Source organism: Pseudomaricurvus alkylphenolicus, assembly GCF_011683955.1.
Taxonomy (GTDB): domain Bacteria; phylum Pseudomonadota; class Gammaproteobacteria; order Pseudomonadales; family Cellvibrionaceae; genus Pseudomaricurvus; species Pseudomaricurvus alkylphenolicus.
The window spans coordinates 300,007-313,695 of sequence record NZ_JAAQPI010000006.1 but is presented as its reverse complement, the minus strand read 5'-3'; the positions used below and the strand labels follow the sequence as shown (position 1 = coordinate 313,695).

General features: G+C 55.4%; 11 protein-coding genes. 7 read left to right on the top strand and 4 right to left on the bottom strand.

The window, feature by feature from the left end:
• Genes HBA55_RS17415 through HBA55_RS17405 form a run of 3 tightly spaced genes read right to left on the bottom strand, consistent with a single transcriptional unit; the run spans nt 1 to nt 3,682 of the window.
• Nucleotides 1-540, bottom strand: coding sequence for a hypothetical protein (locus HBA55_RS17415; protein WP_166994017.1), 540 nt, complete (start codon nt 538-540; stop codon nt 1-3).
• Nucleotides 525-1,361, bottom strand: coding sequence for an archaeosortase/exosortase family protein (locus HBA55_RS17410; RefSeq protein ID WP_166994015.1), 837 nt, complete (start codon nt 1,359-1,361; stop codon nt 525-527). The genes HBA55_RS17415 and HBA55_RS17410 overlap by 16 nt, the downstream gene beginning before the upstream one ends.
• Nucleotides 1,316-3,682: a VIT domain-containing protein gene (locus tag HBA55_RS17405; protein ID WP_166994013.1), complete on the bottom strand. Its 2,367-nt coding sequence runs from the start codon at nt 3,680-3,682 to the stop codon at nt 1,316-1,318. Before HBA55_RS17405 ends, HBA55_RS17410 begins: the two co-directional genes overlap by 46 nt.
• A 252-nt stretch (nt 3,683-3,934) precedes the next feature.
• Here HBA55_RS17405 and HBA55_RS17400 point away from each other — a divergent pair, with 252 nt between their 5' ends.
• From HBA55_RS17400 to HBA55_RS17375, 6 genes are all read left to right on the top strand, one after another.
• A complete protein-coding gene (locus tag HBA55_RS17400; RefSeq protein WP_166994011.1) occupies nt 3,935-4,441 on the top strand; it encodes an Lrp/AsnC family transcriptional regulator in 507 nt (168 codons plus the stop codon).
• A gap of 383 nt (nt 4,442-4,824) precedes the next feature.
• Complete coding sequence (gene hppD / locus HBA55_RS17395) at nt 4,825-5,907, top strand: 4-hydroxyphenylpyruvate dioxygenase (RefSeq protein WP_166994008.1); 1,083 nt, start codon at nt 4,825-4,827, stop codon at nt 5,905-5,907.
• A gap of 15 nt (nt 5,908-5,922) precedes the next feature.
• Nucleotides 5,923-7,146: an amino acid aminotransferase gene (locus tag HBA55_RS17390; RefSeq protein WP_166994005.1), complete on the top strand. Its 1,224-nt coding sequence runs from the start codon at nt 5,923-5,925 to the stop codon at nt 7,144-7,146.
• A gap of 258 nt (nt 7,147-7,404) precedes the next feature.
• Nucleotides 7,405-9,132: an aminotransferase class V-fold PLP-dependent enzyme gene (locus tag HBA55_RS17385; RefSeq protein ID WP_166994003.1), complete on the top strand. Its 1,728-nt coding sequence runs from the start codon at nt 7,405-7,407 to the stop codon at nt 9,130-9,132.
• Entirely contained in the window at nt 9,129-9,899 is a 771-nt protein-coding gene (locus HBA55_RS17380; protein ID WP_166994001.1) for a TSUP family transporter, read from the top strand. The genes HBA55_RS17385 and HBA55_RS17380 overlap by 4 nt, the downstream gene beginning before the upstream one ends.
• 94 nt (nt 9,900-9,993) lie before the next feature.
• Nucleotides 9,994-10,689, top strand: coding sequence for an MBL fold metallo-hydrolase (locus HBA55_RS17375; protein ID WP_166993999.1), 696 nt, complete (start codon nt 9,994-9,996; stop codon nt 10,687-10,689).
• Between the two features lies 1 nt (nt 10,690).
• Here HBA55_RS17375 and HBA55_RS17370 read toward each other — a convergent pair whose 3' ends face one another.
• On the bottom strand, nt 10,691-12,208 hold the full coding sequence (locus HBA55_RS17370) for a sigma 54-interacting transcriptional regulator (RefSeq protein ID WP_166993997.1): 1,518 nt from the start codon (nt 12,206-12,208) through the stop codon (nt 10,691-10,693).
• A 245-nt stretch (nt 12,209-12,453) separates the two neighbouring features.
• On the opposite strand from HBA55_RS17370, the gene HBA55_RS17365 reads away from it, so the two are divergent.
• A complete protein-coding gene (locus HBA55_RS17365; protein WP_166993995.1) occupies nt 12,454-13,683 on the top strand; it encodes a methionine gamma-lyase in 1,230 nt (409 codons plus the stop codon).
• Nucleotides 13,684-13,689: the final 6 nt, after the last annotated feature.

Here is a 13,689-nt window from a genome sequence, read left to right as displayed (position 1 = left end):
TCAGTTCATCAGGCGTTCGGCAATGACGTAGGAATACCAGCCATCGTTGTCCGAGCCCAGTGAGGCATCCCAGTACCAGGAGGAAATATCGGACCAGCTGTTGCCGTTGCTATCCTCCAGGTACTCGCAGACCTTTAATCGCTCAGCGCCCTGTGTTGCCGTCATACACCCCATGGGGGTGCCCTGGGGGCTGTGACCAATAGCGAGCGGCGTCACTGCATAACCGATGCCCCGAAAGCAGTCGGCGGCAGGATGCAAACGCCGGGTCGGGCGATTTACCCAGCGGATAATAATTTCTCGCTGGCCGTCGCTGAAGCGGCCAATATGGCCGGGAAACTGACGAGCAAATTGACGTTCTCGCGGGGTTAATTGCAGTGGTCTCAGAGGCCGGCCCTGGAAATGGCTGGGCCAGCCGTGGAAGGTGGCGGGTGATGGATTACCGGGAGCCACTACTCCGGATACAAAGGGCGCGAGGGTAGCGAACAGGGCCGCGAAACAAAAGATCGCGATGCCCGTGTGTGAGCTTATTGATGTAGCCATCGTTCACTCCGATGTAAAGTCCAGGCCAAAGGCAGGGCGACAAAAACAAAGGCGGCTGCCCCGACCCCTTCGTGGCTCCAGGCAGGTAATGAGATAGCAGGATTAAACTCGATATAAAACAAACTGCTGGCTCGCAGTACATTGGCGAACAGCACTAACAAGGGGGCAAGACACAGAGCCAATATCGTCAGCCAGGTGTTAAGGCGCAGTCCAAATGCCAGCGCCGAACAGAGAAACCAGCCGCCCCAGAGCATAGTGATGCCACTGCAGGGTGCGTCAAACTGCAACATGTCGCCCTGCCACATTAGATAAGTACCCTGGCGCTGAACGTCAAAGCCGTTGATGTTGAGCAGCGGCACCGTTAGGCTGGCGGAAACCAGGCGGGCCGGATAACCGAGGTAGAACTGCAGCGAGGGCAAGACCGGTAGCGCAAGAACGGCCAGACTCCAAAAGGAGAGCGGTGGCCGACGACCAAACGCGGCAACATACAGCGTATACAAAATGGGAAGAATGGCCAGAGCTGCACGGATTAAGGCCGGAGCACCTAGCAAATGTGCGATGCCATAGCAAAGAAGCAACGTCGTCAGTGGGTAAAACGAAATAGGATCACGACTGCTTTGCGCGGGGAGATTTTTTACGAGGGCGATCAGCAGTAAAATGAGCAAACCGAACATCACCATGCCTTCCTGGGGTGACGCCGCCATGCGCTGCCAGTACCACAGCCACGAATTCCAACAGGACAGCACCTGAAGCGTGAGTAAGGCCGCCAGCTGGCTCAGACGGTGGAATTGAAGCTGGGTGAGTGTCGACGCAGCATCCATAACAATAGGGCCAGAATCATCAGAGCCAGTATCCACTGGCGGGCTTCGGGAATGGTGGGCACGGTATTGGCGTCCACCGGTTGCAGGTTATTGCGCTCGTACTGTTGCGCGTTTTCGAGAACCACCGCGCCGCTGACGGGAGTGACCAGTTGATATTGCACGGAAAGTGCAATGGCTCGCTTTTGGTGACCGCTGAAATCTTGGCGCAAGAGATTGTTGACCATATTCAGTGCCCAGAGACGGGCCATATGAGTTGAGCCAGGCGCGCCTGTGTCGTTATTGCCGGCAACCGACAGGGTCATCGTCAGTTTCGGCAAAGCGCTGAAGGTCTGTTTCAGGTAATAGGCAAGGTCGCTATCGGGTGTGGAGAGCCTGGGCCAGTTACCAGCCCACAGGCTCCATTGGGGGTCTTCCACAAGGAGGTTGGGGCCGGGCTGCAAACTGTATAGGGCGATACGTGGGAATCGATGTAAACGGTCCATTAACTGCGTGAGTTTTGCCTGGCTGTGGCTGAAACGAACGGGCTGCGGACCATGGATCCAAAGCAGCAGGGCATTCGGGTATGGCTCCAGCGCCAAAATGCCGTTGGCCAGTGCTTCGCCGTTATCCTGCCCGCCGACAAATTCGGCTGCAGCGATATGGTCTAACACCCGATCGCGATGGATGTCCGCCCAGGGTTGCGGAGGCAGTGCCACCGGGTGCTCGCCGGCGATATGCAGGCCGACACGGGTTCCGACCGGGATCGCCTTAAGTGCATCCTGGATTTGGCCTCTGGCGGCAGCGGTGGTTTTTGAGCCGTCCACCACCAGCATTAATGCGTCGGGAACTTGATTGGGAATTTCTGTCGCCACTTGTTTAACGGTTGCGCCGCCTTTGAAGCGACTGAGCCATTTACTGTTGGTGGTGTCACGAACACTGGAGAGGGTCACCCTGGGAAACGTCATCGCGGCATCGGTCAGCTCGGCGGTCAGGCGATGCTGTTTCCCATCAGGGCGATGTAACTGGATGTCGCGCACACTGCTGCTCACTGGTGTTTCGCTTTCGAACCAGATGGCGTGACGCAATGATCGATTGATATTGAAATTGCGATTGACAATGGCCGGCAGCACCAGGCGGGCGTTACCCTGTTGTTGCAGGCCCAGAGGGGCAGTGATACCGAGACGAAATTTGATACGACCGCCGTTGGGGGCAATAGGAAACGCCTGCGCCAGAATTCGGTCGGGGCCGGCATTGGTTACCAGTAGTGGGTCTCTTCGGGCGCGCACGATGCTTTGGTAGGCCTGCCGGGCCTGACCGCGACCGGCAAAGGCCGCCTCCCGTTCCTCGCCCTCGATCCAGAGGGTAGCGCGGGAGACAACGGCTCCGGGAGGCAGAGCCAACTGCAGGCGCGCCTCCTGCTGGCGACGTGAGTCATTGCCGAACTCAAACGTCCACTCCATATAGGCAACGCCGTGTTCGGCGCTTAAAGAGCCGTCGAGTCGGGAGGACAATAGATTCAAATCTTTGACGCGACCACCCACCCGGGAGCCGCCCTGGTCGGTATCAAAGCGCAGATCGCCGAAGCGGGCCCACTGGCGGCCGCGGTAGGGGACGGGGCGGGTATTAAAGTGTTCGCCGGTAACCCGGTAAAAAATCTCCCGGGATTTGGATTCGGGAATGTGCTTGCGTTGGGTTAACAGCATGGCGATCCCGAGGGGGCCGGTGATCTGCCGGGTTCCCACATAGCAGTGGCGCAGAAGGATGTCTTCGTCACCGATCAGGCGCAGCATTTTAATGCCTCTGCGGCTGACGTCGCTGTCGTGTTCGGCGGCCCACTGCATACCCAGCTGGGTGGCAGTGCCGGGAATATCCAGGGCGATCAGAACCAGCAGGGCCAGACCGATGCCGTGCCACAGGTAGCTCGGGGAGTCAGCTTCCTGGGCGGCACGAAAGCGGCGATAGAGGTTGCTGTTGATGCCGAAGGAGATCAGAGGTGCAAGAGGTAACAACCCCATACCGTAGACCAGGATGGCGATAACGGCGAGTGGTGATAATGGCAGGAAGATTAATGCGTAAAAGCCGGAGACCCCCAATGACACACTGGCGAGCAACCCCAGCAGGCGGGTATCACCTATGTGGATTTTGCGCAGCCGCAACCACAACATCAGGTTGGCGAGGGGCACGATAAAGACGATAAGTTTATGCAACAGCGTGGGAATGGGGTCGAAGAAGGCTTCGGCGCAAAGTTTGAAAACGAGTTCCAACAGTATGACGGCGGCGGGGAAGATGACCCCGAAGATCAGCGACCACCAACCGGGTTGTTTGCGTTGTTTTTTTGTCATCCTAACTCGTGCTCCTTGCTGGAAGGAGTGCCCCTGTTGTTTGAACTTAAGCATAGCAAGGTTGATGCACACTGCCCGGTTTTGGCCGGTGGCGAAGTCCAGCGAAGCCGAGGCGGTGGCATCAACAGGGCATAGACTGGCAGGGAAAACTGTCATTTATGTTGATCGAAACTGATCAATTATGGCGGCGTATTCACTATACTTCTTTGTGGGATGGCAGCATCCCGGATGATTTTGACTGGAAAACCCTTTATGAATAATACGGCACAATCCCTTGATCGCCTGGATTTGAAGATCTTGCAGACTTTGCAGGACAACGGGCGTATGACCAACAAAGAGTTGGCGGAGCAGGTGAATCTGTCGGCCAGTGCCTGTCATCAGCGGTTGCAGAAGCTGCAGGATGATGGCTGGCTGATGGGGTTTATGGGGATGGTGAATATCGAGCGTTTGTGCGCGCCGGTACAGTGTATCGCCACAATTTCCCTGGGCACTCATGCGCCGGATGCCTTTCGGTTTTTGGAGAAGCGGGTGGAGGCAATGCCGGAGGCGCTGGAGGCGTTTACGGTGAGTGGTGGCTGCGATTTTATAGTGCGTTTTGCCTGTACCCATATGAGTCATTATATGACCTTGACCAATTCGCTGATTCAGGAGTGTCCGGAGATTTCCAATGTAGTGACGCATGTGATTATGAAGCAGAGTAAGGTGTTTTCCGGGTATCCTATCAAGGAGCTTTTGAGTCAGCAGCCGTTTGCCAAGTAGGTTTTTGGTGTTCGTGGCTTCTGGTTTTGTGCCTCAAGCGGCGGCAGGGGTGTTGTTTTCGGTGCTGTCGGGCGCCCCTCCGGGGTTCCTTCATTCCCAAAAGAGCCCAGCAAAAAGCGCTGGTCTCTTTTGCTCATTCAGCGCTCCTCTTTTACGCACCGAAAACAACACCCCGGCCACCTTCTACACAGCAGCAGGTCGAGTTTTGTGCCCCATTGTTATTCTTTGAATGGGGTAAAATGACCAGACTTGCCACTCCGTTCACGTACAGATAACCACAATGCTTGACATTAGTTGCTCTCCCAACTGATAATTGTTGGCATAGCAACTAATCATTGATAAGTACCTCATACTTATCATCTGACTTTGTCCGGGAGGAGACTATGGCTGACTTGTTTGAAAACCCAATGGGATTGGATGGTTTCGAATTTGTGGAATTCGCATCGACGGAAAGGGGCGTTTTGGAGCCTATCTTCGAGGCCCTGGGTTTCACCCTGGTCGCCAAGCACCGCTCCAAAGATACCGTGCTCTATCGTCAGGGTGACATCAACTTCATCCTCAACTACGAGCCCAACAGCAACGCCAGCTACTTCGCCGAAGAACACGGTCCATCCGCCTGTGGCATGGCGTTTCGGGTCAAAGACGCCCAGGCGGCCTACAAGCGAGCCCTGGAGCTGGGTGCCCAGCCCATCGACGTCCCCACGGGTCCCATGGAACTGCGATTGCCGGCCATCAAAGGTATTGGTGGAGCGCCGCTGTACCTGATTGATCGCTACCGGGAAGGCTCCTCTATCTATGACATTGATTTTGTCTTTCTTGACGGCGTGGATCGCAAGCCCGAGGGGTGTGGCTTTAAGGTGATCGATCATCTGACCCACAATGTTTATCGCGGTCGTATGGAGTTTTGGGCTAACTTCTACGAGCGGATCTTTAACTTCAAGGAAATCCGGTATTTCGATATCAAAGGCGAATACACCGGTTTGCTGTCCAAGGCCATGACCGCGCCTGATGGCCGCATTCGTATTCCGTTGAACGAAGAGGCCTCCCACGGCGGCCAAATTGAAGAGTTTCTGATGGCCTACAACGGCGAGGGCATTCAGCACATCGCCTTTGCCTGTGACGATCTGCTGCTAGCCTACGATAAGTTGAAGGCTCAGGGCATGAAGTTTATGCCGGCACCGCCCGCCACCTATTACCAAATGCTGGAAGAGCGTTTGCCCGGTCATGGTGAGCCGGTTTCCGAACTCGAAAGCCGCGGTATTCTGTTAGACGGTACCACCGAAGGTGGTCAACCGCGTCTGTTGCTGCAGATTTTCTCCGATACCCTGGTAGGGCCTGTGTTCTTTGAGTTTATCCAGCGCAAGCACGACGAAGGTTTCGGCGAAGGTAATTTTAAAGCCCTGTTTGAATCAATCGAGCGCGACCAGCTGGAGCGTGGCGTCATCGGCGACAAAAAGGCGAGCTGAGTTGTGAATTCATTTATGAATATTTCACAGGCTGTCACTCAGGCGCCGCTGTTGGGAGCGAGCAGCGCCCAGGTCGGCGAAGATCCGATTTTTGAATTGTTGCAGCAGTTTCGCCAGGATCCCCGCGATAACAAGATTGATCTGGGGATCGGTGTTTATCGCGATCACCTTAACCGTTCACCGGTGTTCAGCGCGGTCAAGCACGCGGAGCAATGGCGGGTGGATACTGAAGAAGATAAGGCTTATATCGGCCCTCTCGGGGATCTGGCATTTTGCGAGGCGATCACAGGGCTGGCCATGGGTGAAGACCTGGCCAGTGAGGTCAGGGGCCGTCTGGCCTGCGCTCAGACGCCCGGCGGCGTTGGGGCACTGCGTCTGGCGTTCGAACTGCTTGCTGAAAACAATGCCGATACCACCCTGTGGTTAAGTGACACCACTTGGCAGGTTCACCGCCCGATTGCGTCTGCGGCGGGTCTGCGGCAGCAAAATTACGCCTATTATGATCCCGAACTGGGTCCACTGGGCTTTGAGGCGATGCTGGAAAGTCTGCGAGCTGCCAAGGCCGGCGATGCGGTTCTGCTTCAGGTCAGTTGCCACAATCCGACGGGGTTGGACTTGAATCTTGAAGAGTGGGGGCGGCTCGCGGATTTCTGCTTGCAGCACGGGCTGTTGCCGCTGATTGATATGGCCTATCACGGCCTTGGCGACGGCCTGGACGCCGACCGTCAGGGTTTGCGGATTATGGCTGAGCGTATGCCCGAATTGCTGCTTTGCTATACCTGCTCTAAGAATTTTGGTCTCTATCGGGACCGCACGGGCATGGTGATGGCGATGACCGCGGGAGAGACACAGCGCGGCATTGTGGAAAAGCAGTGGATGCAGCTGGCGACCCGCCATTACTTTACACCCCCGGCCCATGGCGCCAGCCTTGTGCGACGCATCCTCAATCACGAACAGTTGCGCCTGGAATGGCAAGGTGAGTTGGAGTCCATCGGTGATCGCATTCGTGGGGTGCGTCGCCGACTGTTTCACTCGCTTTCTGAAGCGGCCGGTGGGCGCAAATGGGAGTTCCTGCTCAAGGGCAAGGGTATGTTTGCTCTGTTCCCACTGTCCGTGAGCGAAATTCGCTATCTGCGCAGTGAGCACGGGCTTTATATCGTGGATAACGGGCGGGTAAATCTGTCCGGCTTTAATGATCTGAATTTTGAGCACGCAGTGGCGGCCATCGGCAGTCTCTGATTGCGTCTTACGGATTGACGTTTTGTCTGTTCTTGGGTGCTCTCTGTGGTGCCCTTTATCCCGCGGTGGACCATTTGAGGTCCATGCAGCGGGTGCTTTTCTAGCTTCAGCTCTCTATTTCGAAACAGCGTACCGATTTTTCTTGTATTTCCGGTCCAAATAGGAACATTGTGCTCCTCTGACACGCCTACAATTTTTCCCGTCATTGCCATGGTCTTGTGCCGACAGCGTACAGGACAACTTTGAGGATCCGGGAATATGTCCGAGCAGACACCAGCAAACAGCGCTCTTATCCGCAGTATCCGACGTTCCGTTATTGGCGAGCGTCAACCCATTGATACGCCCTTTGGCCGCAAGCCCCTTGTATATGCCGACTATACGGCCTCTGGTCGCAGTCTCACGCAGATCGAAGACTTTATTCGCAACCAGGTGTTGCCGTATTACGCCAATACCCATACCGAGACCTCATACACTGGCGCTCAGACAACCGCCCTGCGCGAGCAGGCCCGCGACATGATTCGCACGGCAGTGAATGCGGGGGAGCAGGATGCGGTGATTTTTTGTGGCTCCGGTGCGACCGCCGCCATTCACAAACTGATTGATATTCTGAATCTGCGTCTGCCGGCGGATCTGGATCAACGCCATCAGTTCAGGCAGCGGATTGCGGAAGCAGAAAGGCCGGTGGTTTTTATCGGCCCCTATGAGCACCACTCCAATGAGTTGCCCTGGCGGGAAAGTATCGCAGACTTGGTAACGATTCCGTTAAATGCCCAAGGTCAGCTGGATACGGTTGTTCTGGAACAGCAATTGAAACGTTATCGTCAGCGCCCGCTGAAAATTGGCAGTTTTTCGGCGGCGTCCAATGTCACCGGTGTGAAAACCGATGTGCAAGCGGTCGCCCGTTTGCTGCATCAGCACGAGGCGCTCTCGTTTTGGGATTATGCGGCAGCGGCTCCTTATGTGAGCATTGATATGACCGGTGTCCAGAATGAACAGGGGGACACCAGCAAGGATGCGGTGTTTATTTCACCGCATAAATTTATTGGCGGTCCCGGCACTCCGGGCGTTCTGGTGGTCAAGAAAGCCTTGCTGAACAATCGGGTGCCCGCCGTTCCCGGTGGCGGCACTGTGGTTTACGTTACTCCCGAAGATCACCGTTATATCGACGCTGCCGAACGTCGCGAGGAGGGGGGTACGCCGGCCATCGTTGAGTCAATTCGCGCCGGTTTGGTGTTTAAGCTGCAGCAGGATGTGGGTACTGATGAGATCGAGCGGCGGGAGGAGGAGTTTGTACGCCGTGCCACCGAACGCTGGGGGCTCTGCGAAAATATTGAAGTTTTGGGTAATCCGGATGTGCCTCGGCTTTCCATCACATCACTGCGTATCAGGCACCACGGGAAGGATCTGCACTATGGGTTTGTGGTGGCCTTGCTCAATGACTTGTTTGGTATTCAGGCCCGTGGCGGCTGTTCCTGTGCCGGACCCTATGGGCACAGTCTGCTGGGCATGGACATGGCCTACAGTAAAGCCTTGGAAACTCAGATGCTTGAGGGTCAGATGATTCTGCGCCCGGGTTGGGTGCGACTGAATTTTAATTATTTTATCGATGAAGATACGTTTGAGTACCTCCTGCGTGCCATCGAACTGGTGGCACAGCACGGATGGAAATTGCTGCCGTATTATCGTTTTGATCCCGCAGCAGGAGTGTGGCGTTATCAGGATTCCGAGCGCCGGCTGGCGACCCGGTTGACAGATATCCGCTTCGCTGAATCCGATGCAAGCGTTTGCGAGACAGACGCGACAGTTGATCTGAATGCTCTCACGGCCCTGGCCGAAAAGGAACTCACGAGAGAGAGATCCGAGAACAGTGTCTATCATTTGCAGTTGCCGCCGGCCGCAGAAGCCTTGCGTTGGTTTGTGTTACCGCAAGAGGTTATGCCCGCTCAAGAAACCAATGGTGACTTGTCTAAGGTGGCAATCGGGTGACGCTTTTGGTTGGCTTGTGCATCGGTCTGGTCCTGGGGCTGACCGGCGCCGGCGGCTCTATTTTTGCCGTGCCACTGCTGATGCTGCTGTTGGGGCTGCCGATCAATGAGGCAACGGGCATCAGCCTGGGTGCGGTCTGTGTTGCCGCTTTTGTTGGCGTCTTGTTAAGGTTGCCCGGACGTGATCTGGCGTGGTTGCCGGCCTTGTTGCTGGCTCTGGCCGGTATGAGCAGCGCGCCCGTTGGACGCTGGATGGCAGCCCAGTTGCCGGAACAGCTGTTGCTTGTCGGGTTTGTGGTCATGGCAACGACTCTGGCCCTGCGTATGTGGCGACAGGCGGACACCGAGGTGGTGCGAGCGTCGCTGGCGCAGGACGATGGTCACGAGATCGAAAACAGGGTGCCTAAGCCCATTCCTATGGCTGTCGCCGGTTGGGTCTGCGGATTGTTGTCGGGGTTGTTTGGTGTCGGCGGTGGCTTTGTGGTGGTGCCAGTGTTAACGCTGTTTGCCGGTTTGCGAATTCATCAGGCCGTGGCGACCTCTTTGTTTGTGATTGCTCTGGTGAGTGCTTCCGGTTTTGCGTTTCATATTCATCAGGCGTCGACAGTTGCTCCCATGATGTTGTTTGAAACAGCAGTGGGAAGCACCGCCGGCATTTTAGTCGGGACTTTGGTTGCCACCCGTGTAGCCGGAGCTCGGTTACAAAAAATATTTGCATTCAGTGTTATCAGTCTGATGGCGCTGACCTTAACCCGTTCCTGGATCTAGTGTCGTGAATCCGAAGTTTCTTGAAAAATTCCTTCGCCAAAAATTGGATAACGGCGTTGGCTGAATTTGACGTAGCCCCATTGGAGAAGAAAGTATGCTGTTTCGACAATTGTTCGATGAAAGCTCCTGGACCTATACCTATTTGATTGCTGAGCACGACGGTGGCAGGGCGCTTCTGATTGATCCCGTGCTGGAGAAAATACCTCTCTATCAACGTTTATTGCAAGAGCTGGATCTTACCCTGGTCTATGCGTTGGATACTCATGTACACGCCGATCATATCACCGCACTGGGTAAGCTGAGAGAAGTGTTTGGGTGCGAAACGGTTCATGGAGAGTGTTCAAAAGCGACGGGAGTTACCCGTTATCTGAGAGACGGCGAAGTACTTAAGTTGGGTGGTTTATCTCTGGAAACCCTGCACACACCAGGTCATACCGACGATTCCTACTGTTACCTGTTGAAACATGAAGATCGACAGTTTTTGTTTAGCGGTGATACCTTGTTAATTCGCGGCACCGGTCGCACGGATTTTCAGCATGGCAATGCCACTCAACAGTACCACAGTATTTTCAGCCGACTGCTGACGCTGCCGGAGCATACGCTGGTTTATCCGGGTCACGATTATAGCGGTATGACGGTTTCATCAATCGGTGAGGAGAAGCGTTGTAATCCGCGACTGCAGGTCAGTAGCGCGGAAGAATATGCCAGGCTTATGCATTCGCTGAACCTTGCGCGACCCAAACAGATGGATATTGCCGTACCTGCAAATCTTAAAGTGGGGTTGGTTTGAATCATGCGTCCGTCTTGATGTCGTAAGCTCTGAGCTTGTCGGCGATGGTGGTATGGGACACCCCCAGTCGTCTGGCGAGCTTGCGGGTGCTGGGGTAGGACTTGATCATGCGGCTTAGCAAGTCTTTTTCAAATGTTGCCTGGGCGGTCTTCCAATTTTCGGGTTCGTTATCCTGATTCAGCTCCTCAGTGTCGAGCCCTGACTGTTGCAGTTCTTCCGTGCCCAGCGTCTTGCCGGGATGCAGGGCCACGGTTCGAAACAGCAGATTTTCCAGCTGTCGAACATTGCCAGGCCAGGGGTGTCGACTCAACAACGTGCGGGCTTCCCGGGTCAAGCTGGTGGGAGGACAACCAATCTGTTCGCGGGCACGGGTGACAAACAAGTCGGATAGTGGTGCGATATCTGCCGGTCTTTCCCGCAGCGAAGGCAGCTCCAGATTCAATACATTGAGCCGATACATCAGATCTTCGCGGAAGTGACCGGCCTTGACAGACTGCTGAAGATTACGATGAGTGGCGCAGACGACGCGAACGTTTACCCGTCGTTCCTCTTTACCGCCAACCCTCCGGAAGCTGCCATCCTGAATAAATCGCAATAATTTGGCCTGCACATAGGGTGACATTTCTCCGATCTCGTCGAGAAAGGCGGTGCCGCCGTCGGCCAGTTCCAGCAGCCCGGGCTTGCCGCCGCGACTGGCGCCACTGAACGCACCGGGCGCGTATCCAAACAGTTCGCTTTCCACCAGGTTCTCCGGCAGTGCCGCGCAGTTCAGGGCCAGAAAGGGAGCCTCATGCCATGGGCTGCTTAAGTGAACCGCGCGAGCAAACAGTTCCTTGCCGGTGCCGGTTTCCCCTTGAATAAGCAGCGGCGCTGGAATCGCGGCAAAACGGCGAGCTTGCTCCTTTACCCGGTTCAGAGCTTCCGACTGCCCGATGATGGCATTAAAGCCACTGCGTTCTCCCATATGAACACGCGATACCTGATGTCCCAATCGATTGGGAGCTTGCAATATCAGCATGCGGTCGCTCTGCGTGGGGCCAACCATGGCAATTTGTTCCAGCCAATAGGGTTGCCCTGCGAGGGTCACTTCTTTTTCGAGCATCGAGCTCTCCAGCAGACCGCCGTTGCCGCTCTTCACCCAGCCTTCAATGTGAGTACTGATCAAATTGGACTCAGAGGTGTCGAGCGCTATGGTGGCCGCGCGATTAGCGGAAAGAACCCTGCCGCTGGAATCCACGGCAAATACCGGATCGGGAAGGCTGGAAAGCAGAGCATCCAGATGCAGTCTTCGACGCTCGTTGGGTAGCCATTCAATACGGCGGATCTGGCTGATACCGGGTACGTTCATCAGCAGGGAGAACAGCGCTTGTTGCCGGTCGGTCTCCAACTGAGGAATATTGAGATAAATGTATCCTGCCACGACTTCGACAGCTGCCAGATCAAGATTGTGCTGGCTCAGGCACGCCAGTACTTCCTGGGTAATGCCAACGCGGTTTTCGCCGATCAGTTCAATTCTCATGGAAGAGTGGATTTCCGCTTGTCAGGTTTATCTTACAGTGTACAAAATATCTTACATCTCTGTAACGCCTTATCTTGTAGGGTAGTGACCAGTCAGTTTGCTCTTAATGTAAGAAATATCTTACGACAAGTCGATGTGAATTAAATGATAGTCTGTTAACTTGTTGATTTAAAAGGAGATTTGAGGTCTGGCGCGAAGCTTGAAAAGAGATGGGTCATTATCTGACTTGAGACAGGACGGTTACCATGAAGGAAATGACATCCAATTCAAACCAGGGTTTTGCCACCCGCGCCATCCACCAGGGCTATGACCCGTTGGACCATCAGGGAGCTCTGGCGCCTCCGGTGTACATGACGTCGACCTTTGCTTTTCCGGATATCGCCAACGGCGGCAACCGCTTTGCCGGCGAACAGGAGGGTTATATATACGGGCGCCTGGGCAACCCGACCCAGACGTTGCTGGAGGAACGCATGGCCTCGCTGGAAGGCGGCGAAGCCGCACTGGCCACCGCCTCGGGCATGGGGGCCATCACCTCGGCACTTTGGTCTCTGGTTAAGGCGGGAGATGAGATTATCGCGGACAAAACCCTCTATGGCTGTACCTTCGCCTTTTTGCAGCACGGTATGAGCAAATTTGGTGTCAACGTCCGTTATGTGGATATGACCCAGCCCGAGGCGCTCGCCGCCGCAATCACTGATAAGACCCGCGTGGTATACTTCGAAACCCCCTCAAACCCCAACAACCGCCTGGTGGATATTCAGGCTCTCGTGGATATAGCGCACAGTCGCGACCTAAAAGTGATTGTCGACAACACCTATTGCACACCCTATTTGCAGCAGCCGATCTCGTTGGGAGCCGACCTGGTTGTCCACTCGGCCACCAAATACCTGGGCGGTCATGGAGATCTGGTAGCCGGAGCCGTGGTGGGATCTCAGCAAGACATCGACCAGATTCGCCTGGAAGGACTCAAGGACATGACTGGCGCGGTGATTTCGCCGCTGGATGCCTTTCTGATCATGCGGGGTTTAAAAACTCTGGAGTTGCGTATGGATCGGCATTGCGCCAGTGCCATGGCGGTGGCACAACAGCTGCAAATGCATCCGCTGGTTGAGCGCATTCACTACCCCGGCTTGGACAGTTTTGATCAACACGAGCTGGCGTGCCGACAGATGCGAAACTTTGGCGGCATGATCGCGTTTGAGCTGGTGGGCGGTATGGAAGCCGGTGTGCACTTTATGGATGCGCTAAAGCTGGCGACTCGCGCCGTGAGTTTGGGCGATGCGGAGACCCTGGTGCAACACCCGGCTTCCATGACTCACTCGCCCTATTCAGCGCAGGAACGCGCTGAGTTTGGTATCAGCGATGGATTGGTGCGGCTGTCAGTTGGGCTGGAAACACTCGACGATATTCAGGAGGATATTCAGCGAGCGCTGGACGGTCTGGATCGCCGCAGCCAGGTGGCCGTGGTGGCCTAACGGCGA